Here is a 22,234-nt window from a genome sequence, read left to right as displayed (position 1 = left end):
CTTGGTTAAATAGACAGTCTTTCTGTTTTTGGCTACAAATCTTGAAATTCATAAATGACAACTTTTTCTAAAGTTCACTTTTGATAATCTTCTTAAAGAAAATCTCATTGACGTGTTTTTAGAAACACCCGACGACGGAATGATTCTTTCTCTGGACGGAATATTTGTTTACATAAATGAAAGCCTCTAGTATACATAAAAATATTGCAGAAAGTCAAAATATCCTTATTGAAAATATAAAAGTCCTATTGTATAAAAATGATATCGGAATATTTGACTACTTGGATTTTAACGATGATTGTATTTATCAAGAACCACTTTTGTTTGCCTATTTTAAAAGTAAAAAGGAAAGCAAAGCAGATTTGAACGCTATACTTTATGGCTATATAAAGCCTCATCTAAGACTCAAAAATTTGAAAGTAACCGCAGATAAGTTTGGAAGAGTTTATTTGCCAAACCTTGGGTGGTTTGTAGACTGTGAGGCCCAAAATAGATACGAGTTAAATACTCTTGAAAATGGGGAACTAACCCTGACAGTTAATGGAAAAGAATGTAAACATAAATTTGAACCTCTTAAATATATTAAGAATTCGAGGATTGAAATACTTAAGTATCCCATTACGCTTTTAAATCAATTTTATCATGACGTTAATCAAACTCAACTAGAGGTAGAAATTAGCGATATAACCGCACGTCATTCAGAAAATTTAAATAGGGTTTTCGATATTTTAAAACAAACTATTCCCGCCCATTTTGAACTAATCAATAGAGTAACCAAAAAAATTGTAATCTTTAATGTAGACACTACCTTAAGAAATTCTTTTGCTGCGCTAAGTGCACATGGAATCGGCTTCATCAATGCATACCAAGAAGAATACAATGAGGTTTTTTTTATTGATGATATTGCACACCAAACAGGGCACATTATATTTAACACTTTGATATATGATATACCCAAATTTATAAAAACTGACCCTTCTACGATTATTCAAACTTTACATCTGGGAAATGGAACCACTGAGACGCGAAGTTTGTATATAATTTTTCATGCGCTCTATACTTATTATACAACTTTTACTTGTCTAAATGCTTGTTTGGCTCGTGGCATCTTCAGTGGAAAAAAGAGACACGAAGCTTTAGGTCGAATTCATTTTTATTTGGGAAAATGTTATCAAGACTTGTCATTAATTGAAAATCACTCAATTGGCGCGGAAATGCTATTTACAAATGACGGTTTAAAAATTTATTTGATGATCAAAAGCATGTTCATATTCACAAGAGATAAATGGATTTCTCAGACTAAGAAATTTGACATGTCTAATCAGCCTTATAACTTCACATTTTCCAAATTTCTTGAGTTGAACCAAATGTAAGGCATATGACAGTTTTTTACTTGATGGTATTTAACCCTAGTTGCATTTCTTCATTTAAGATTTTAGGAAAACTCATTTTACTCAAAAAATAGAATTTACAAACAATAATCCATTTAGTTGAATTATTTCAAAAAGCCTATGAAAAAAACACTACGGGAAATGTTTGAAAAAATTAGGAGCCCTGCTAAAAAAAAGTTCCCCTTTTATAAGCAGTTGGATCAAATGGATTGCGGTCCTACGTGTCTTCGAATCATAGCAAAATTTTATGGTAGGGTTTATGATAATGATTTCTTACGTGAAAAGACTCATATAACCCGACAAGGTTCTTCTTTTGCGGGTATTGCGGAAGCTTCAGAAATAATAGGAATGCACTCCTTAGGCGCAACCATAGACTTCAAAACACTCGCAACAGAAGCTCCGTTGCCATGTATAGTTCATTGGAGGCAACGTCACTTTATTGTTGTTTATAAAGTAGAAAAAGATAAAGTATACGTTTCTGATCCCGCCTATGGTCTTATTACCTACTCTAAAGAAGAATTCAACGACGGATGGTCTTCCAAAAAGAATAAATCGATAAACTCCGAAGAGTTGGTGCTATTGCTTGAACCAACCCCTATTTTTTATCAAGGTGAAGAAGAAAATCCAAAAACAGGAATTGGGTTTAAATTCTTGAAACCCTACTTTAAACCATATACCAAAATCTTAGGGCAGGTTTTTTTAGGGCTAATTATAACAACTTTATTACAATTAGCCTTGCCATTTTTAACCCAGGCTGTATTCGATTACGGCATTAATTATCAAAATCTAAATTTTGTTTATTTAATACTGATTGCGCAATTAGTTTTCTTTGCAAGTACTACATCTGTACAAATAATCAGAGACTGGTTGATGCTCCATATGACCAGTCGAATAAATATAAGGTTGTTATCAGATTTCTTAATGAAATTGATGAAACTGCCAATTATTTTCTTTGAAAGAAAAAATATTGGAGATCTCTTGCAAAGGATGCAGGATCACAATAGAGTTCAAAACTTTTTGTCCTCTTCAACCTTTGGGTCCTTATTTTCTTTCGTAAACATATTTGTGTTTAGTCTTGTTTTAATCTATTACAACTTTACAATTTTTATCGTATTCCTGGCTGGAACAGTCATTTATCTAGCATGGACAATTATCTTTTTAAGAAAGAGAAAAGAATTGGACTATAAACGTTTCGATCTGTCATCAGGTAATCAAAGTAGCGTTATTCAACTTCTCAATGGTATGCAGGAAATTAAGCTAAATGGATCTGAAAGAAGGAGAAGATGGGAATGGGAAACTATTCAGGCCCGTTTATATAAAGTCTCAGTTAAAAGTTTAGCGCTGCAGCAAATTCAAAACACAGGTGGAACCTTTGTCAATGAGCTTAAGAACATTGTAATAACTTTTTTGGCAGCCAAAGGTGTTATTGATGGGAATTTAACTCTTGGAGCTATGCTTTCGATACAGTATATACTTGGTCAACTGAATGTTCCTGTAAATAACCTATTAACTTTTATTCAAGTTGCCCAGGACACTAAAATCAGCTTAGAAAGAATTTCAGAAGTCCATATTAAAAAAGATGAAGAAAATAAAAAAGAAAACAGTGTAACGAAGCTTCCCATCAATAAAACGATTAAACTAAACAACATAAACTTTAGATACGGAAGCAAACATTCACCTTTGGTGTTGAAAAATTTGAGTCTGATTATCCCCGAAGGCAAGGTGACTGCCATCGTTGGTGCTAGCGGTAGCGGAAAAACGACCTTGTTAAAACACTTGTTAAAAATAGTAATTCCAACATCGGGAAACATAGAAATTGGAAATACCTCTTTAAACAATTTTAGTTCGTCTTTTTGGAGAAGTAAATGTGGGGCAGTTATGCAAGAAGGATATGTTTTTTCCGATACGATAGCCCGTAATATTACCGAATCGGATTCAGAAGGATTAATAGATAAAGAAAGATTGGTGCAAGCTGTCCGAATTGCAAATATAGAATCCTTCATAGAGACTTTACCTATAGGATACAATACCCGAATTGGAGCAAGCGGTCTAGGACTGAGTGGAGGTCAAAAACAGCGGATTTTAATAGCAAGAATCATTTATAAAGAACCCGAATATTTGTTTTTGGATGAAGCTACTAGTGCCTTAGATGCAACAAATGAAGATGAGATTATCGAAAAGTTAAATCTCTTTTTTAAGAATCGTACTGTGGTAATCGTTGCCCATCGCCTTAGCACTGTAAAAAAGGCGGATAATATTATTGTATTGGAAAAAGGAGAAATTATCGAAGAAGGAGAACATAATGAATTGGTCAGCAAAAAGGGGGCATATTATGAACTAGTTAAAAATCAACTGGAGTTGGGTAATTGATTATGAAAGTTGACGAAATAGAACCAAGTAGTGAGCAGATTAGGGAAATATTGGAAAAAACCCCAATAGGTATTTTAAAGTGGGGCACAACGCTTATTTTCTTAGCTGTAGTTATCATGTTTATTTCTTTTTGGCTGATTAAATATCCTGATGTTATTCAGTGTCAGGCTATAATAACAACAAAAGTACCGCCTCAAAAGGTTTATTCCAGGTCAAGAGGAAGATTGGATACTTTATTAGTAAAAGACAATCAAAAGGTAAATATCAATACTCCACTGGCGGTAATAGAAAATACAGCAAATTTTGAAGACATTATAAGGTTAAAATCTACCATTGATACTATTGTCGTTAACAACCAGTTTTTTAATTATCCCTTAAATTCAATGCCTATTTTATCACTTGGTGAGATTGACTCTGACTATGCTTTATTTGAAAATAATTACATAGAGTACCTACTTAATAAGGAGTTAAAACCATATTTGAACGAAGCTGTCGCTAATAGATATTCAATTTTGGAACTCAAAAAGAGATTAACCAGTTTACAATCCCAAAAGGAAATTTATCAATCTGAGATAAAGTTTATAGACAAAGAGTTGCAACGAAATAAAACTCTATTGGACAAAGGGGTAATATCAGAACAAGATTATGATAATAAGCTATTGGAATTTAAGAAGGCACAAAGGGATTCTAAAAATTTTGAAACCTTAATTTCCCAAACAAAGGAAGAAATTAGCAACGCCTACAGAATTTCAAAAGGAACCGAAATTAATCGTACTCGGGAGGAACTGATTTCATTGAAAAATGTTATTCAAACGTTTAATCAACTCAAGAAAAGCATTAAAGATTGGGAAAATCAATACTTGATGAAATCGAATATGAACGGAAAAGTTTCTTATATGAATTATTGGAGTGTTAATCAAACTGTTAGCCAGGGAGATTTGGTGTTTACGATTATTCCAACTAAGAATCAATTGTTCGTTGCTAAATTGAGAACTCCCTTAACTAATTCCGGTAAGATAAAATTAGGGCAGAACGTGAATATTAAGCTTGTTAATTACCCTCACCATGAATATGGCATTCTAAAAGGTCGAGTTGAGAAAGTTTCTGAAATCCCGGATAATGATGGCTTTTATTTAGTCGATGTTGTTTTGCCCATTGAACTGATTACATCTTACAAGAAGAAAATAAATTTTAAACAAGAAATGAGTTGTACAGCAGAAATCATTACTGAAGATTTGAGATTACTGGAACGATTTTTCTATCAAATTAAGCAGATAATGGAACGCTAGAATTTTGTAAAATCAAAAACTAGCTGCCTTATAAGGAGTTATTAAGAAACAGGAAGTTATGAATAGAAGAAGATAATTAAAAGCATGAGGGTTAATAGTTTTGTCGGAAAACTGAAAGATGTTTTAAAATATTTGGGGAATCCACAATACAACTTTAATGAAGAAATAAAAACTAAAGACAAATTCCGGGATATTTTCGTCCTATACATTTTTGATTTCTTAATAGTGATTGTTCTAAGCGTTCTAATTCGACAATTTTTAGAAGTTGAAAGTTCAGGACTTACAGGAATGAAGAATGAGCTCAACCCATTAGAAATACTACTATTTGGTATTACTTTTGTGCCAATTTTTGAAGAATTAGTCTTTAGGTTGTGGTTAGTTTTCAAGCCGTTGTACTTGGGTATTTCCATTACACTTTTTTCATATTTAGTTCTTTCCAAGGTCTTTTACCAAACAGGAATTATAAATATCAGAGACGGATTAACAGTGAGACTATCTATTGCTGTGTCGGTCGGTCTTATTTTTTATTTCGTTGCAAGAAGTTTTTCTGACCATATCAGACCACTTTGGGGAAAAAAATTTAGATGGGTGTATTATTTCTCTGTCCTACTTTTTGGACTGATGCATATGTTTAATTATGATACTTCACATGATATACTATTACTTCCAATTTTAACCCTACCGCAAATGATAGGAGGTATATTTAATGGATACGTCCGAGTAAAGTATGGTTTTTTTTATGGTGTCTTTCTACATTCAATTTATAATTTACTCCCAATGTTGGGTACTGTTTTACTATAAAAGTGGAATTTCACATTAAAAACTTTAATTCCATTTTACTTCTAATTCAAATAGCAAACGAAAATTATTTAAAGAACCAAACCTTGAAACAACAAACTAAGATTATCCTCATTATGCTACTTGCTATTGTAATAGGATGTGACAAGAAACCACAAACCCAAGAAAGGATTACAGAAAAAACTCAAATCGCATATTTAGCTGATAAGAAAAAACAGGAAGAAATCATAAAAGAACATTTAAATAACGGTGCCTGGAAACACCAATTATATTCGAGAGAATGGCAGGAAGAAATTGACTTGGGTTTAGCGAAAGATTCTACTATTGCCTATTTATGGCAACAGAAAGCAATGCCTTTGTTTAAACAAGGGAAATATGAAATTGGGATGGGTTATCTCAATAAAGCAATTAAATATGATAGGCAAAAATGGCAGGATTATAGAGCATTCATAAAATGTATTTTTATTAACACGTACCGTGAAGCCATAAAAGACTTTGAAGACTGTAAAGCTAGATTTGGGAATGGATATGTAATGGATCATTCATATAATTTTTATATCGGACTTTCCTACTTACAACTTAATGAGTTCAAAAAAGCTGAAAGAATATTCGAATCTGATTTTGATTTGACCATAAAAAATAATGGTAAAGGCTGGCTCCACCATTTAGATTTGTTCTACTATGGAATAAGCAAGTATGAACAGAAGAAATATCATGAGGCTATTGAACTTTTTGATTTAGCGCTTGGAATTTATCCTAACTTTTCCGAAGTCCAAATTTTTAAAGCTGACTGTCTTCGACGTCTTGGAAATTCAGAAGAAGCCAATGAACTACAAATCTTGGGTGAAATAAATGGTAGAAAGGGAAATACCATAAACGAAGACAATAGTCTCTACGAGAGATACCCTTATCAAATTAGATGGAAGTAGAAACATTTTCCATGGACTATTGCCAGTGTATATGTAGACCAGGTTAATTTTTTACTATACTCATAACGAATGCTTTGCTAAACTTGTCGCTTAAAACCGAACAACTTATGGATCTAGCAACAGCATTTACAAACATCAATTGGTTATCCGTGGCCCTGGCCACTATTTCGTCCTTTTTTCTGGGCGGACTATGGTACGGTCCCCTCTTTGGAAAAATATGGATGAAGGAATTTGGCTTCACGGAAGAAAAATTAAAACAACGAAGTGTCTCCAAAACTTTTGGTGTGGCGATTGTCCTAGCCTTTATTGCCGCCTTAATACTGGACATGTTCATTGGTCCGGAAAGCGATACCCTATTTGGCACCTTGGCCGGATTCTTTGCGGGACTGGGTTGGGTAGCGACCTTTGTGGGCATATTGTACGTCTTTGAAATGCAAACGCTCAGGGCCTATTTGGTCAACGCGGGCTATTGCGTGGTATCATTAACCATCATGGGGGCCGTTCTTGGGGCTATGTAAAATCATATGTAATGGAAAAAGGACTATTGGAGAAAACAGGAAAGCCCCTTGATCATTGGATCAAAGTGGTAAAGGCCAGTAAGATTGAGAAACACAGGGAGATTATCGATTTTTTAAAGTCCCAACACGGTTTCACCTACGGCTACGCCAATTTTGTGGCCCTTAAATCAAAAAAAACGGATGCCGCTTCCCAGGATGCCGCAGATTTGTTGAACAATCAATACACGGGAAAGGAAGACCTCAAACCCATTTACGAAAAGTTGTTGTCCAGCATAAACACCCTGGGCAAGGATATTTCCAGGGTACCCAAAAAGGATAGTGTAAGCATTATTAGAAAAAAACAGTTCGCCCTGATAAAACCGGCGACCAAAACCCGGATCGACCTGGGCCTTAAACTCCGTGGAAAACCCATAACCGGTAGGCTGGAAAATTCGGGTCCCTTTGGGAGCATGTGCACCCATAGGGTACGGCTAACGACGGTATCTGAAGTAGACCAGGAGCTTCTGGAATGGTTGAAGGAAGCCTATGAAGGGGCAGCTTAAGAACTATGCGGGCACGGCGTACAAATCAAAATCGGACGCTTCGGTAATCTTTAGGTCCACAAAATCGCCCTGCTTTAGATAATACTGCGTGGCATCCACCAAAACCTCATTGTCCACATCGGGGGAATCAAATTCGGTACGTCCTATAAAATGGTTCCCCTCTTTTCGGTCAATGATGCAACGAAAAGTCTTGTCCACTTTCTCTTGGTTAAGCTCCCAGGAAATCTGGGACTGTAGTTCCATAATTTCGTTGGCACGCCGCTGTTTGGTCTCCTCGGGCACGTCGTCCTCCAAATTGTAGGCATGGGTATTCTCCTCATGACTATACGTAAAACAGCCCAGGCGTTCAAAACGCATGTCCCCTACCCATTGCTTTAAGGTCTGAAAATCTTCTTCTGTCTCTCCGGGGTAGCCTACAATCAAGGTAGTCCTAATGGTCATACCCGGTACCGCTTGCCGAAACTCCTGAAGTAATTTGGTCGTTTTTTCCTGGGTAGTACCCCGCTTCATGCTCTTCAGGATCGAATCGGAAATGTGTTGTAAGGGGATATCGATATAATTACAAATCTTGGGTTCGGAGCGCATCACCTGTAGTACATCCATGGGAAAGCCCGTAGGAAAGGCATAGTGCAATCGGATCCATTCTATTCCCTCTACCTGTACCAAAGCTTGGAGCAACTCGGCCAGGTTCCGTTTTTTATAAAGATCCAGTCCGTAGTAGGTAAGGTCCTGCGCAATTAAAATCAGTTCCTTTACCCCTTTTATCGCCAGCTTTTCCGCCTCGGTGATCAGTTCTTCTATGGGTTTGCTCCTGTGTTTTCCTCGCATAATGGGAATGGCGCAAAAAGAACAGGGCCGATCACATCCTTCCGCAATTTTAAGATAGGCGTAGTTCTTTGGGGTAGTGGTCAAACGTTCTCCTATGAGTTCGTGCTTGTAGTCTGCCCCCAGGGCACGTAACAAATTGGGCAATTCACTGGTCCCAAAATATTCATCCACATCGGGGATTTCCTTTTGAAGATCTGGTTTGTAGCGTTCACTGAGGCAGCCGGTAACAAAAACCTTGTCCACTTCACCAGCCTCCTTTTTTTGAACATACTCCAGTATCGTATTGACACTCTCCTCCTTGGCATTGGCAATAAATCCACAGGTGTTGATCACCACCACATTGCCTTCCTGCTCATGTACCACTTCTTTGTTATTGGCCCGTAGTTGCCCCATCAGTACTTCGGAATCGTACACGTTTTTGGAGCAACCCAGGGTAACCACGTTGATGGTATTCTTTTTTAATGATTTTGTCCGCATCTTACGAATTATGGAGTGCAAAAATACAACAAGGTCACGGAAGAAGCCCCTTTTGGGACCATTTCTTTGATTTTTAACGCATAGCCCCTATCCCCAAAGCTTTGTTACCATGAAATCCCGATCATACAGCCCTGCCATACGGCAATCTTACTGATATCCCGGGGGCATTTTGCGCACTTTGGTCAGCTGCTCAAAGGCATGGCCCAGCTGCAGTAGCTTTAATTCATGCAATGTTTTCCCGATAAAGGTAAGGCTGACCGGCTCCCCCGCGTCCTTATAACCCATGGGGACGGTTAGCGCGGGATACTTGGCCACCGCGGCATAACCTGCATGATAGTTGTTGATGGATAGAATGGCGTCCAGATTATGGGCATCCATAGCGGTATCAAAGAAGATGCGCCCGTTCGTTTCCAGTTTCACCTTTATCCCTTGAAGCTGTTCCGCTGTGGTAGAATCTGCCAAAATACCCTCAAATAGGGCCTGTCCGTACGGAATTCGAACGGTGGAATCCGCGGCATTGTAATCTACGGCGTTGGCTATGGAACGTATTGTCACGGCCTCTTTACGCTTCACATGTCCTTGAAGGTATTGGGGCAGGTCGTTTTTCATATCAATGTTTAGAATGCTGATAAAACCGTCCATATTCACTTCCGGAGGTGTAAATTCGATTACTTCCGCACCCGCCGCCTTAATTTTTTCAATGGCACTCCGGTAGATGGAGTCGGATTCGATCAAATTTTTAAAAGCTCCAAAACGCTTGCCCTGTAAACTGTCGTCCCATGTAATGCTAGCATAAAAACTGGTTCCCCATTTGGTCTCTATGGAAGCTTTGTCCTCGGCATCATATCCAAATAGGGCATCTAATAGTATAGCGTTGTCCACGACATTTTTGGTCATGGGCCCGGGCGTGTCCAAGGTACTGGAAATAGGCACAATGCCCGATCTGCTCAGCAGACCGATGGTAGGTTTAAGCCCCACTACGGAATTTTGGCTCGAGGGGGACAAAATGGATCCCGAAGTTTCTGTGCCTACCGCGGCCACGGCATAATTGGCGGCAACGGAGGTGCCACTTCCCGAGCTAGATCCCCCCGTCTCAAAAACACGCCTGCCGTAGGGGTTCAGCGTCTGTCCGCCAACGGCGCTATAGCCCACCGGGCAGCCGGAGCACAGAAAATAGGCCCACTCGCTGAGATTTACCTTGCCCAGGATCAAAGCGCCATTTTTCTTCAGTTGTTGTACGATGAACGCATCGTCCACCTCGTTTTCCCTTAGGGCGATGGCACCCGCCGTGGTTTTCATACCCTCGGTGTTGATATTGTCCTTGAGCAAAATGGGCATGCCATGAATAGAATGGCGATAGGCCGTAGGGGACTTTTTTAGGTCGGCATCCAACTGTTGCGCCACCTTGACCACGTTTGGGTTTAGGGCGATAACGGTGTTGAGCGTAGTGGCATTGTCCAGTTCATAGTGATATATGCGATACAGGTAGAACAATACCAATTTTTCGTAGCTCAACGCTCCCTCGATGATATGCGTTTGGATAGTGGGAATATCCTGCTCCAAAATAAGCGGTTTCAAGGCTTCATAATCCTCCTTGGAAAACTGGCTCACCTCGTCATACAACGGACGGAAAACCTCATTCTTATCCAATACCTTGGACTGAATTAGCTTATAGCGCATGCGGCCAACCTCATGATCCTGATTGGCGGCCACCTCGGCGGAATCGTTGTAGGCTTCCCAAAGCACGATTTCCTCTTTGGCTTCCTTGTTTTCCTTGCAGGAAATGCTCAACAGCAATACGAATACAACAAAAAGTCTTTTCATTTTTTATCTTTTTTCAAATGGTTTTTCCAAAGTGTGATATTTTTTTGGTTCATGCGAACAAACTCGTCCTTCCCTTCACTGTTGGCAAGTGCCATGGACTTTTCGGCCGAGGCAATGGCCCCTTTGTAATCGTTCAGAGCCGCCTGTATTAAGGACCTTACCCTATAAAAATAGTAAGTGTCCCCACCCAGTTCCAGGGCCTTGTTCACATAGCCCAATGCCCGGGAATACTCCATTTCCTGCTCCTGAAGGTAGCGAGCCGCCTCGTAATAGGTCTGTGCGGTCGGGTGCTTTTCCAGTTTGTCGCTGATTTCTTTCAACATTATGCTATGGGTATCCACCTGTATCGGTATCCGTATCCTGGTGTTTTCCCAGGTCCATAGCATGTTGACGGTATTGTGGGTAATGTCCTCAAAGCTGATCAGGAAATTTTCCTGCGGATACGGGATGCTTTCGGGCACCACCTCAAACCGAAAGGCATCTTCCTTTGGGTCATAGGCAGTTCTTCCATCACCCCAATGGCCGGTATTCGTATGAAAGACTACTTCCCAGGAATCCACATTCGGAAAAGCGTAGAGCGCATAGGTCCCTTTGGGCAAAACGTTGTCCATCACTGTCACCTTGGTATCTACTGTAAATTTGGTGGAGGCATTGGCCCCTACCCGCCAAATGCGTCCATAAGGCACCAGGTCTCCGAAGATGGTACGCCCGCGCATTGCAGGCCTGGAATATTCAACGGTAAGCGTGGAAAGGCCCACTTCCTGGAGCACTTTGGAGTACGGACTCGCTTTGGGGTGCGTTAACTGTGCCCAGGATATGGACAGGGTCGAAACGAACGCTATGGTCCAGGCTATCTTCAATCCGTTGCGCTAAAAAAGGAATCCACGAACTCGTGCTTGTTAAAAACCTGTAGGTCATCAATGCCCTCGCCCACTCCAATATATTTTACGGGAATCTGAAATTGATCGGATATTCCAATGACTACGCCCCCTTTGGCCGTGCCATCCAGTTTGGTGACCGCCAGGGAGGTTACCTCCGTGGCTTTGGTGAATTGTTTTGCCTGTTCAAAGGCGTTTTGTCCGGTAGAACCATCCAGGACCAGTAGCACATCATTGGGCGTATCTGCCACTACCTTTTGCATGACGCGCTTTATCTTGGTCAGCTCGTTCATTAGGTTCACCTTGTTGTGAAGACGTCCTGCCGTATCTATTATCACCACATCGGCATCCTGGGTGAGGGCGGAGCTCAAGGTATCAAAGGCCACAGAAGCCGGATCGCTGCCCATTTTCTGTTTTACGATGGGAACATCCACGCGATCGGCCCAAATTTGCAGCTGGTCGATCGCTGCGGCCCGAAAGGTATCGGCCGCGCCCAACACCACCTTTAAGCCCTGATTCTTAAATTGATGGGCCAGTTTCCCAATGGTCGTGGTCTTTCCTACCCCATTGACACCGACCACCATGATTACATAGGGTTTTTTATCGGGTGGTACACTAAACTCAGCTTCTTCGCCTACATGGGTTTCAGAGAGAAGGCCGGCTATCTCTTCCCGTAAAATGGTGTTCAATTCGTCCGTACCCATATACTTGTCCTTGGAAACCCTGGCCTCAATACGATCTATGATCTTAAGGGTGGTATCTACCCCCACATCGGAAGACACCAGCACTTCTTCCAGATTGTCCAATACCTCATCATCTACCTTGGACTTTCCGGCGACGGCCTTGCTCAATTTGGAAAAAAAGCCGGTCTTGGTCTTCTCCAACCCCTTGTCCAAAGCCTCCTTTTTCTGGGAAGAAAATATCTTCTTGAATAAACTCATCTAGTAAAAATCTTTTCACCAAATATATGAAATGAGCCCCAACAAAATTCAAAATCAAATGAAATAAAAAAGCTACTTTCTTTTGGAAAGTAGCTCTGCTCTATTTTGGTGAGTTTGTTAGTCTATTTCTTTGCCAACCATTCGTTTACGAATTCTGGCGGCATAACAGATTCCACAAAAGTGTATGCTCCCGTTTTAGGGGATTTTACCATCTTAATGGCCTTGGTCAATCGTTTTGAACTGGATTGTAACGAGGCTACTGTCTTCTTTGCCATGATTTCTTATTTTATCTCCTTATGGATTGTCATACGTTTAAGGATAGGATTAAACTTTTTAATTTCCATCCTATCCGGGGTGTTCTTTTTGTTCTTGGTAGTAATATACCGTGATGTACCTGGCATACCCGATTCCTTATGCTCTGTACATTCCAAAATAACCTGAATTCTATTTCCTTTCTTTGCCATCGCTATCTAATTTGCCAGGATTACTTGACCAATCCTTTCGCCCTTGCTTCCTTAAGGACTGCGGAGATTCCCTTTTTGTTAATACTCTTTAGGGCCCTGGTGGAAACTTTCAAAGTAATCCAACGGTCCTCTTCAGGAATGTAGAAACGTTTTTTGGAAAGATTTACGTCGAACCTTCTCCTCGTCTTGTTGACCGAAAATGAAACGTTATTTCCGAACATCGCCCGCTTTCCAGTAAGTTCACAAACTTTTGACATTACGCTAGTTTTAATGTGATTTTAAACAGGGTGCAAATTTATGTCATTTTTGCGGGACGGGCAAAATTCTTGTTCAGAAATTTAAAATTTCTTTTTGCAGCAGTTCAAAAGCTTTGTGCACGGCTTTTTGAACGATTCTTTCCCTATGATTGCCCATAATAAATTTTTGGGAAAACACGCCTTTTGGGGAGGCAATAGCGATGAATACCGTGCCAATGTCAGCGTCGGAATCACCCTTGGTGGGACCTGCATTGCCTGTGGTGGCCACACCAAAGTCGGTGTCCATCAACCGCCGCACATTTTTGGCCATAGCCTCGGCTACCGGGGCACTCACCACGGAATGGGCATCTACCAGTTTCTCGGGCACCCCGAGCACTTCTATTTTGGCCTGGGTGGCATAACTTACCACACTGCCCTTAAAATAGGCCGAGGCCCCCGGTTGAGCAGTGATTTGCTGGGCTATTTTGCCGCCGGTAAAGCTTTCAGCGGTGGCCAGGGTCATCTTTTTGGCGGTCAGCAGTTTGGCAAGAGTATGTTCAATGGTTTCCCCATCTTCCTCCCCATAGATAATTTCACCTATGAGGTTGTAGAGTTTGTTGGACGCTTCCTCCATCGCAGCCGAAATAAGGGTATTATCGGTGCCCTTCGCTGTTAGTCTTAAGCGTACCTTCCCTAAATTAGGTAGATACGCCAGTTTAATAAAAGAAGGAAGATTTTCCTCCCAATCGGCGATGATTGCTGCAATGGCGCTTTCTCCCATGCCGTAGGTAACAATGGTCTTGTGTAAAATAAACGGACGTTTAAATTCCTTGACAATTTTTGGGATTACCTCCCTTTGCATTAGGTTTTTCATCTCAAAGGGAACTCCGGGCATGGAAACAAAAGCCGTACCCTTTTCCATAATCCACATTCCAGGGGCGGTACCATAGGCATTGTGCAATACCACGGCCTTGGAGGGTACGAGCGCCTGTCTTCTATTGACATCCGAAATGGGTGTTGCAATGAACTTTTTGAACAACTGCTCTACATGATACAGTACTTGTTTGTCCTCTATCAAAGTATCTCCAAAATATTCACAAAGTGTGTGCTTGGTAATATCATCCTTGGTTGGGCCCAATCCGCCTGTAATCAAGATTACCTGGGCTCGGGATCTAGCCTCTTTTAAGGCACGCAAGATATGTGCCCTTTCGTCCTGAACCGATGTTATTTGATAGACAGAAACGCCTATTTTAGTTAGCTCTTGAGCGATGAACGTAGCATTGGAATCGACAATCTGACCTATCAGGATCTCATCCCCAATAGTAATTATCTCTGCGAACATTAGAAGTTAAAATCTTTTTTTAACTCGGAAATTACCTGATGGATGTCCTTTTTGAGTATCGGAAATCTTTTCTCGATTTCGGTACTATTGTCAGCATTCTTGCCCAAGGTCTCAATTTCCAGGGCGGTTGCGCGCGTCTGTTCCATGCCCAACAGGTCTACATTGGGTTTGATTTTATGGGCGAGTTTGTACACGTTTTCATAATCCCCTTCTGAAATGGCCGCTTCCAGTGCAAACAGATCCTGTGGTACTTCTTCCAAAAAGACGGAAATCACGGAATTGACGAAATCCTCATCTCCCTCCGCCATTTCATTTATTTTATCGAGATTGTATATCATTTACTTGATTTTAACCGAAAAGAGCTCTTTGCCCTCAAGTACGCCGGAAAGATAATCATTTGTCTGTATTCTTCCAACCCCCGCAGGCGTTCCCGTAAAGATTATGTCCCCTTTTTTCAACATAAAATACCTGGAAACATAAGAAATCAGTTCATCTATCTTCCAAAGCATCAGACCGGTATTGCCCTGCTGGACCGGAACTGTGTTTTTTAGCAAGGAAAAATTCAAATTGTTCAGGTCTTCAAAATCCGATTTCGGAAGCCACTTCCCTATAACGGCGGCACCGTCAAAGCCCTTGGCTTTTTCCCATGGAAGGCCCTTTTCCTTTAACTTGGATTGCAGGTCCCTGGCCGTAAAATCAATGCCCAGACCTACCTCATCGTAATACTTGTGTGCAAACTTTTCATCGATATGCTTCCCTACTTTCTTTATTTTCACAAGGACCTCTACCTCATAATGTACGTCCTCGGAAAAATCGGGGATATAAAAATCCTGTTCCTTGGGCAGTACGGCCGAGTCCGGTTTAATGAATACCACAGGGTCCGTAGGTCTTTCGTTGGCCAATTCCTCGATGTGATCGGCGTAATTTCGCCCTATACAGATCAGCTTCATATTTAGGTATGGGATTTTGCTAAAGGCAGGGAATACCAAGGATGCTTCCTAGCCCAGTTTATTGTTCAACTTACTTAATTTAATTTGGGTCAATACCTTTTTGGTATATAAGGGAAAGTCGGCATTGAGGATCCACCCAAAATACCCCGGTTCCTTTTCCAATACCTCATGCACTTTTTTGCCCTTGTGCTTTCCAAAGGAAAAAATGGCATCGCCTTCCTCATCCAGGACAATGAATCCTGCCAAATCAACCGATTGCCTACGGGTCGAGAATTGGGACAGTTTTTTTACGTTGTTTTCCAACTCTGGATACCGTTCCAATTGGGATAACAGCACCTCATAGGTGGCATGGGTATCCGCCTCGGCACTATGTGCATCGGTCAGTTCCTTATCGCAATAGAACTTATAGGCCGCTCCCAAGGTCCGTTTTTCCATTTTGTGAAAGATGGTCTGGACATCCACGGAAACCATGTGTTTCATATCAAAATCCAAATCGGCTCGCAGCATCTCTTCGGCCAGTAAGGGAATGTCAAAACGATCGGAGTTGAACCCTGCCAGGTCGCTGTCCTTGATCATGCCGTATATTTCTTTGGAAAGTTCTTTGAAAGTAGGTTCCTTGGCCACTTTCTCATTGGTGATGCCATGTACTGCTATCACGTCTTCCGGAATGAGCATCTCTGGATTTACCAGCCAGGTTTTGCTTTCTTTATTTCCGTTGGGAAAGACCTTTAGAATGGAAATTTCCACAATCCTGTCCTTGGCCACATTAGTGCCTGTGGTTTCAAGATCAAAAAAACAAATGGGTTTGGTTAGCTTTAATTGCATACCGTTCTTTGGTTTGTGCAAAGATAGTTTTTAGCCCGCTATCTGGGTAAGGACAAGGAATTATTTTTTGGATTTGGCAAACAACCAAGGCAGCAGATCAGGCTCCTGGAAGGCGTTGTCCCAACTGTTGTGGCCTACCCCGGGATAGAGGGAAAATTTTACCTCCGCTCCCGCTGTTTCCAAGGCCGTCACCATATGTTGGGAATAGCTATGGTGCACCGCCCCATCGTTGTCCCCATGGAACACCCACCAAGACGGGCCGGTCAGTTTTACAGCCGTGCCGGGATGTGCCCCCCGCAAATGGGAAAGGCGGCTGCAAAGGTTTTGGGGTTTCTACGGACCATTTCAAAGGTCCCCATTCCACCCATGGAAAGCCCGCCGATGTACATCCGGTCCCTATCTACCGTATGTTCCTTTAACAAAGTCCTTAGCAATTTTTGTAGGGCTATCATGGCATAGGTAGGCTTGCCCTTTTCCTGAAAGACAAACCTAAGGTTCTTACCCCCTTCCTTTGCCCCCACATTGCTCCAGGCGCTTTCCTTTGGACATTGCGGAAAGACCACGATGGCAGGGTAATGCTCTTTTATCTCATTTTTAAGAAACAGATCGGCCCCATGCACCAATTGCAGTTCATTGTCCTTACCCCGTTCCCCTGAGCCATGCAGGAACAGGATTAAGGGATAGGCTTTTTCAGCACTGTAGTCCTGGGGCAGCAAAATCCGATAGGGCATGCTGTACTTGCCCTTTTTAAAAACTTTCTTCGCAAAGGCCGATCGATCTTGGGCGCAAAGCTTGGAAAGGGATATCGTGCAGATTATGGTAAGTAAGATGGAAATGGTTTTCATTTTTGTCTGGAATAACTAGGACCAAAAATAAAAAAAGCCCTGTGAAATCAGGGCTTTTATACGATTAAATACGGGGTAGCCCTAAATTTCCCTATTGGGGTCCCAGGCCTCAAGGTAATCTGCCACCGCTTTTACGAACATACCGCCCAAAGCGCCGTTCACCACACGGTGGTCGTAGCTGTGCGATAGAAACATTTTACTCCTGACCCCGATAAAATCACCCTCGGGGGTCTCTATCACGGCAGGGAGCTTACGGATGGCGCCCAAGGCCAATATGCCTACTTGGGGCTGATTGATTATCGGCGTTCCAAATACACTGCCAAAAGTCCCTACATTGGTCACGGTGTAGGTACCGTCCTTTACCTCGTCCGGCTTTAAGGCGTTGTTCCTAGACCTGTGGGCCAAATCATTGACCACCTTGGCCATACCCACCAAATTCAACTGGTCTGCATTTTTGATTACGGGTACGATCAGATTGCCGTCAGGAAGGGCCGCTGCCATACCTATATTGATGTTCTTTTTCTTGATTACGGTATCCCCATCTACCGAAATATTCACCATGGGGAAGTTCTTTAAGGCTTTGGCCACGGCCTCCATGAATATCGGGGTAAAGGTCAATTTCTCTCCCTCCCTTTCCTCGAACGCCTTTTTCACCTTATTTCTCCAATTTACCACATTGGTCACGTCTACCTCCACGAAACTCTGAACATGAGCGGAAGTGGAAATGCTATGGGACATATGATGGGCAATAAGCTTACCCATACGGGTCATGGGAATTACTTCGCCATCGGCGTGGACCGGTGCGGCACTAGGTTTGGGTTTCTCCACAGAAGCTTGCGTATCCGCTTTGGGGACCGCCTGTTCCACCTGAGGTTTAGGACTTTCCTCTACACCTGCGGTCCTCCCCTCCTTTCGGCCTGCCACATAGTCCAAAATATCGTTTTTGGTTACCCTGCCTTCTTTACCCGTGCCGGCTATTCCATCCAGTTCGGCTATGGAAATGCCTTCCTGCTTCGCAATGTTTTTTACCAAGGGGGAATAGAATCGGTCTGTACTGGTTGGTGTACTCGCTGTCTCCAGAACGGGGGACGCTATGGTTTCCTTTACCTCCAGCACCTTATTTTCCAGTGCTACAACGGCCTCTTCCGGAGCATCGACCTGAGCTTCCACTTCCGAAGAACCATTGTCCGATGCACTTGGCAAACTGCCATTGACCTCAATGATCGCAACGGTCTGTCCTACCGAAATAACATCATCCACATCAAAGCGCTTTTCCAGTAAAACACCGTCTACCTCACTGGGAACCTCCGAATCTACCTTATCCGTGGCAATTTCGAAAACGGCCTCATCCATTTCAATCGTATCACCAACTTCCTTCAGCCAAGAAGTGAGGGTTGCCTCTGCAACGCTCTCTCCCATTTGCGGTAATTTTAATTCAAATTTTGACATATTATTAGTTAAAGTGCTTTTTTTTACTACTATTTTGCAAAAATACTAAAAAAAACGCCCAATCATTATGTTTAACTCATTTTTTGACTTCCCTTCTACGAGGCTTTTATGGAATTCACAAAAGGTATCCTGTTCAAAATACTTCGCCCTAGTGTAACCTCATCTGCATACTCCAACTCGTCTCCCACTGCGATTCCCCTTGCTATGGTGGACGTTTTCAGTGGCAGTTCCTCGAGCTGTTTGTAAATATAGAAATTGGTGGTATCGCCTTCCATGGTGGAACTAAGGGCAAAAATAAGTTCCTTTACCTTCCCTTGTTTGGCTTTGTTTACCAAAGATGCTATGGTAAGGTCTTGCGGCCCAATGCCCTCCATGGGTGAGATCTTGCCCCCAAGGACGTGGTACATCCCTCTGTACTGTCCGGTATTTTCAATGGCCATTACATCCCTAATATCCTCCACCACGCAAATAAGTCTGCCATCCCTTTTGGGGTTGGCGCAAATTTCACACAGTTCTACATCCGAGATATTGTGGCAGTTGTTACAAAACTTGATGTCCTCACGCAAATGGAGCAAAGCTTTGGATAATCTGCTGGTTTGATCGGCCGGCTGTTTCAATAGGTGCAGTACCAGGCGTAAGGCCGTACGCTTACCTATACCCGGTAATTGCGACATTTCATAAACCGCATTTTCCAAGAGTTTCGAAGAAAATTCCATAGCCGTAAAATTACGATTTTAGATTTATGTTTTAAGTTTTTGTACTTTGCATTTGAAATTTATTTTTATGACAGCTTCCCATATTCTGCTCTTGATCGGCGGATATTTTTTATTACTCCTTCTCATTTCCTACTTCACCGGAAAAAACGATTCCAACGCCGACTTTTTCAAAGCAGGAAAACAATCCCCTTGGTATTTGGTGGCCTTTGGAATGATCGGCACCTCCCTGTCAGGGGTCACTTTCATTTCCGTTCCCGGTTGGGTAGAAAGTTCGGAATTTGGGTATATGCAGGTCGTGTTCGGTTATTTGGTCGGCTATTTTGTAATCGCCTATCTATTGATGCCGATTTATTACCGATTAAATGTTACCTCAATCTATGAATATTTGGGCCAACGGTTTGGCCCAACAAGTTATAAGACCGGATCTTTTTTCTTCTTTATCTCTAGGGTGCTGGGTGCTTCCTTCCGTCTATTTTTGGTAGCCATTGTGCTACAGCAATTTGTTTTTGACGCCTGGAACGTACCTTTTGAGGTTACGGTAGTCCTCTCCATTGTGCTCATTTGGATCTATACCTTCAGGGGCGGGATAAAGACCATTGTGTGGACAGACACGTTGCAAACGCTGTTTATGTTGTTGTCCGTAGGGCTTTCTATTTATTTTATCAATGAAAAATTGGATTGGAGCTTTTCCGAATTTTTGGCCTCGGACGAGTTAAAGCAATACAACACCATCTTGTTTACCGAGGATTTTTTTGCAAGGAACCACTTTCTGAAATCTTTTTTTGGGGGAATGTTCATAACGATTTGCATGACCGGCCTGGATCAGGACATGATGCAAAAAAACCTTACCTGTAAGACGTTAAAGGATGCCCAAACGAATATGGTCTCCTTTAGTTTGGTGCTGGTGGTGGTCAATTTCTTTTTCTTGTTGTTAGGGGCACTTTTGTTCATCTATGCGGCCAAATTTGATATTGCAATCCCACTTATGGATGGCGAGGCAAAAGCCGACCTGCTTTTTCCTGAAATTGCCCTGAACAGCGGTTTGGGCATTGCAGTGGCCGCAACCTTTATGCTAGGACTTATAGCTGCCGCATACAGCAGTGCGGACAGTGCATTAACCGCTTTGACCACTTCCTTTTGTGTAGATTTCCTCGGTATAGAAAAACGCCCGGAACCCAACCAAAAAAAACTGCGCAAAAAGACCCACATTGGCATGAGCGCCTTGCTTGTTGTGGTCATCATCATCTTTAAATATGTGCTGGACAGGAACGTTATAGATGGGCTGCTTACCGTGGCCACCTATACCTATGGTCCCCTTTTGGGGCTGTTTGCCTTCGGAATTTTCACCAAGTACAAGATCCGTGACGCTTATTCCTGGGTCGTGGCCCTAATTTCCGTGGCCCTGATCGTTATGATTGCAAATATCCCTTCGGATTGGCTAGGCGGTTATGTCGTGGGCTACGAATTGTTGCCGATTAACGGTTTGTTCACCTTTATAGGCCTTTTCCTGATACGCAACAAGGGTTGAATATCAATCGGTATTGTCCAAAAGAGCCCGCAGCACCCTGAGTTCATCCAAAATGGATGCCCCCGTTGCTTTCAGATACGCTTCCGATAAGGACGGATCGCCATGGATCGTGTTGTCCAATTGATACAGCAGCTTATCTTGCTTAAAGTAGCTTTTTATCTCATTCAATTCCACTTCATCCTGTTGGGTATCGTAAGCCCCGTCCATGGGTTTTACGTACTGAATATGTTGCTCCCGGGCATAGCGAAGGCTATCGTTTTCCAGATAAAACCGCTTTTCCAGTTCAAAGCTGCTGCCCCTACCCTTCAAGACCATTTTTCGCAGCGTTTGATCTTCATAGTACACTTTTAGAATCGCCATTTTGGAACTGAAATTCTCAATTTGGAAGCTGTCTACCTTGGTCCAATGCTCTTGTTCATCCAAATGGGCTACAAGGGTATCCAAGGTCTTGATATACGTCGCTGTCTGTTTGTCCTGCCCCACCGCCCAGTGGAGGTATACAAATAAGACAAGAAACAATTGTTTTTTTAACATGATGGACTCAGTATTGATCTGTTGCAAGCAACACCAGGGTGCAGGCCACTTCCACTTTGATCCCGGCTTGTTCCAACAAACTGTAAAAGGCAGGGTTCTCGGTCCCTGGATTAAAAATTACCCTACGTGGCCCCAGGCCAATGATAAGATCGTAATACGCAGGCTGACGCCTGGGATTGATATACAAAGTTATGGTATCCAAATTTTGAAAATCCTCTAAATTGGTCTTAATTTGTATCCCTGAAATTTCTCCCGCCCTAAGCCCAAAAGCTTCGGTTTCAATTGCATGGGCAAGGAGTCGGTTCACAACTAAATTACTATAGCGATTCGGTTTTAGGGAAGCTCCAAAAACAAGCGTTTTTTTCATCTGTTAATTTGGATGTTAAACTGTGTTAAGGTGTGTAACGTTTTAAAAAAAAATTCGTCTATTGTTTGATGCTAAAAGTTAGTCATTGATTTTGCTATATTTTTTTATAGTTAATGGTTAGTGTTTAGTATAGCTTATCAATGAAAGAAACCCCGGCGGTACCGTCGGGGTTTTATTTTTAAGCCCTTCTTTG

At 41.9% G+C, this 22,234-nt stretch carries 25 protein-coding genes; 8 read left to right on the top strand and 17 right to left on the bottom strand.

The features are described from left to right. The first annotated feature begins 176 nt into the window (after positions 1–176). From ACRD67_RS18615 to ACRD67_RS18585, 7 genes are all read left to right on the top strand, one after another. The gene (locus tag ACRD67_RS18615; protein WP_430968749.1) at positions 177–1,373 is read left to right on the top strand and encodes a hypothetical protein; all 1,197 of its coding nucleotides are present in this window, start codon (positions 177–179) and stop codon (positions 1,371–1,373) included. 138 nt (positions 1,374–1,511) lie between these two features. Next, a complete protein-coding gene (locus tag ACRD67_RS18610) occupies positions 1,512–3,761 on the top strand; it encodes a peptidase domain-containing ABC transporter (RefSeq protein WP_430968748.1) in 2,250 nt (749 codons plus the stop codon). 2 nt (positions 3,762–3,763) lie between these two features. Then, positions 3,764–5,050, top strand: coding sequence for an HlyD family secretion protein (locus ACRD67_RS18605; protein WP_430968747.1), 1,287 nt, complete (start codon positions 3,764–3,766; stop codon positions 5,048–5,050). An 84-nt stretch (positions 5,051–5,134) separates the two neighbouring features. Next, positions 5,135–5,851 (top strand): CPBP family glutamic-type intramembrane protease, encoded by a 717-nt coding sequence (locus ACRD67_RS18600; protein WP_430968746.1) that lies wholly within the window; start codon positions 5,135–5,137, stop codon positions 5,849–5,851. Between the two features lie 83 nt (positions 5,852–5,934). Then, complete coding sequence (locus ACRD67_RS18595; protein ID WP_430968745.1) at positions 5,935–6,777, top strand: tetratricopeptide repeat protein; 843 nt, start codon at positions 5,935–5,937, stop codon at positions 6,775–6,777. Positions 6,778–6,884: 107 nt separating this feature from the next. Then, positions 6,885–7,295, top strand: coding sequence for a DUF1761 domain-containing protein (locus ACRD67_RS18590; protein ID WP_430968744.1), 411 nt, complete (start codon positions 6,885–6,887; stop codon positions 7,293–7,295). A gap of 11 nt (positions 7,296–7,306) precedes the next feature. Then, positions 7,307–7,837, top strand: coding sequence for a DUF5655 domain-containing protein (locus ACRD67_RS18585; RefSeq protein WP_430968743.1), 531 nt, complete (start codon positions 7,307–7,309; stop codon positions 7,835–7,837). A gap of 3 nt (positions 7,838–7,840) precedes the next feature. Here ACRD67_RS18585 and rimO read toward each other — a convergent pair whose 3' ends face one another. From rimO to recR, 15 genes are all read right to left on the bottom strand, one after another. Beyond that, a complete protein-coding gene (gene rimO / locus ACRD67_RS18580) occupies positions 7,841–9,142 on the bottom strand; it encodes a 30S ribosomal protein S12 methylthiotransferase RimO (protein ID WP_430968742.1) in 1,302 nt (433 codons plus the stop codon). A gap of 147 nt (positions 9,143–9,289) precedes the next feature. Next, positions 9,290–10,966 carry an amidase family protein gene (locus ACRD67_RS18575; RefSeq protein WP_430968741.1) on the bottom strand — a complete coding sequence of 559 codons (1,677 nt, stop codon included), beginning with the start codon at positions 10,964–10,966 and terminating at the stop codon, positions 9,290–9,292. Beyond that, on the bottom strand, positions 10,963–11,826 hold the full coding sequence (locus ACRD67_RS18570; RefSeq protein ID WP_430968740.1) for a DUF2911 domain-containing protein: 864 nt from the start codon (positions 11,824–11,826) through the stop codon (positions 10,963–10,965). The genes ACRD67_RS18575 and ACRD67_RS18570 overlap by 4 nt, the downstream gene beginning before the upstream one ends. Continuing rightward, positions 11,823–12,785 (bottom strand): signal recognition particle-docking protein FtsY, encoded by a 963-nt coding sequence (gene ftsY, locus ACRD67_RS18565; RefSeq protein WP_430968739.1) that lies wholly within the window; start codon positions 12,783–12,785, stop codon positions 11,823–11,825. Before ftsY ends, ACRD67_RS18570 begins: the two co-directional genes overlap by 4 nt. A 122-nt stretch (positions 12,786–12,907) precedes the next feature. After that, positions 12,908–13,060: a DUF4295 domain-containing protein gene (locus ACRD67_RS18560; RefSeq protein ID WP_430968738.1), complete on the bottom strand. Its 153-nt coding sequence runs from the start codon at positions 13,058–13,060 to the stop codon at positions 12,908–12,910. Positions 13,061–13,066: 6 nt separating this feature from the next. After that, positions 13,067–13,249 carry a 50S ribosomal protein L33 gene (gene rpmG, locus ACRD67_RS18555; protein WP_053972430.1) on the bottom strand — a complete coding sequence of 61 codons (183 nt, stop codon included), beginning with the start codon at positions 13,247–13,249 and terminating at the stop codon, positions 13,067–13,069. A 20-nt stretch (positions 13,250–13,269) separates the two neighbouring features. Continuing rightward, entirely contained in the window at positions 13,270–13,506 is a 237-nt protein-coding gene (gene rpmB, locus ACRD67_RS18550) for a 50S ribosomal protein L28 (protein ID WP_430968737.1), read from the bottom strand. Between the two features lie 73 nt (positions 13,507–13,579). Next, a complete protein-coding gene (locus ACRD67_RS18545) occupies positions 13,580–14,827 on the bottom strand; it encodes a competence/damage-inducible protein A (protein ID WP_430968736.1) in 1,248 nt (415 codons plus the stop codon). Next, on the bottom strand, positions 14,827–15,165 hold the full coding sequence (locus ACRD67_RS18540; protein ID WP_430968735.1) for an Hpt domain-containing protein: 339 nt from the start codon (positions 15,163–15,165) through the stop codon (positions 14,827–14,829). The genes ACRD67_RS18545 and ACRD67_RS18540 overlap by 1 nt, the downstream gene beginning before the upstream one ends. Next, complete coding sequence (locus tag ACRD67_RS18535) at positions 15,166–15,777, bottom strand: fumarylacetoacetate hydrolase family protein (RefSeq protein WP_430968734.1); 612 nt, start codon at positions 15,775–15,777, stop codon at positions 15,166–15,168. A 48-nt stretch (positions 15,778–15,825) separates the two neighbouring features. Beyond that, positions 15,826–16,602, bottom strand: a complete 777-nt coding sequence (locus ACRD67_RS18530) for an exonuclease domain-containing protein (RefSeq protein WP_430968733.1) — start codon at positions 16,600–16,602, stop codon at positions 15,826–15,828. Positions 16,603–16,662: 60 nt separating this feature from the next. Next, positions 16,663–16,902, bottom strand: coding sequence for a prolyl oligopeptidase family serine peptidase (locus ACRD67_RS18525; RefSeq protein WP_430968732.1), 240 nt, complete (start codon positions 16,900–16,902; stop codon positions 16,663–16,665). Then, positions 16,872–17,447, bottom strand: a complete 576-nt coding sequence (locus ACRD67_RS18520; RefSeq protein WP_430968731.1) for a carboxylesterase family protein — start codon at positions 17,445–17,447, stop codon at positions 16,872–16,874. Before ACRD67_RS18520 ends, ACRD67_RS18525 begins: the two co-directional genes overlap by 31 nt. An 81-nt stretch (positions 17,448–17,528) precedes the next feature. Next, positions 17,529–18,896 carry a dihydrolipoamide acetyltransferase family protein gene (locus tag ACRD67_RS18515; protein ID WP_430968730.1) on the bottom strand — a complete coding sequence of 456 codons (1,368 nt, stop codon included), beginning with the start codon at positions 18,894–18,896 and terminating at the stop codon, positions 17,529–17,531. A gap of 95 nt (positions 18,897–18,991) precedes the next feature. Further along, positions 18,992–19,612, bottom strand: a complete 621-nt coding sequence (gene recR / locus ACRD67_RS18510) for a recombination mediator RecR (protein WP_430968729.1) — start codon at positions 19,610–19,612, stop codon at positions 18,992–18,994. Positions 19,613–19,679: 67 nt separating this feature from the next. Between recR and ACRD67_RS18505 the strand changes: the two genes are divergently transcribed. Beyond that, positions 19,680–21,140, top strand: coding sequence for a sodium:solute symporter (locus tag ACRD67_RS18505; RefSeq protein ID WP_430968728.1), 1,461 nt, complete (start codon positions 19,680–19,682; stop codon positions 21,138–21,140). 3 nt (positions 21,141–21,143) lie between these two features. Here ACRD67_RS18505 and ACRD67_RS18500 read toward each other — a convergent pair whose 3' ends face one another. Together ACRD67_RS18500 and ACRD67_RS18495 are read right to left on the bottom strand one after the other, a co-directional pair. After that, positions 21,144–21,674: a hypothetical protein gene (locus ACRD67_RS18500; RefSeq protein WP_430968727.1), complete on the bottom strand. Its 531-nt coding sequence runs from the start codon at positions 21,672–21,674 to the stop codon at positions 21,144–21,146. 7 nt (positions 21,675–21,681) lie between these two features. Continuing rightward, positions 21,682–22,041 (bottom strand): CoA-binding protein, encoded by a 360-nt coding sequence (locus ACRD67_RS18495; RefSeq protein ID WP_430968726.1) that lies wholly within the window; start codon positions 22,039–22,041, stop codon positions 21,682–21,684. Positions 22,042–22,234 lie beyond the last annotated feature (193 nt).

The organism is Eudoraea algarum, assembly GCF_050589645.1.
GTDB lineage: Bacteria > Bacteroidota > Bacteroidia > Flavobacteriales > Flavobacteriaceae > JBNGOQ01.
The sequence above is the reverse complement of the archived record's forward strand: the minus strand, read 5'-3'. Positions and strand labels throughout refer to the sequence as shown.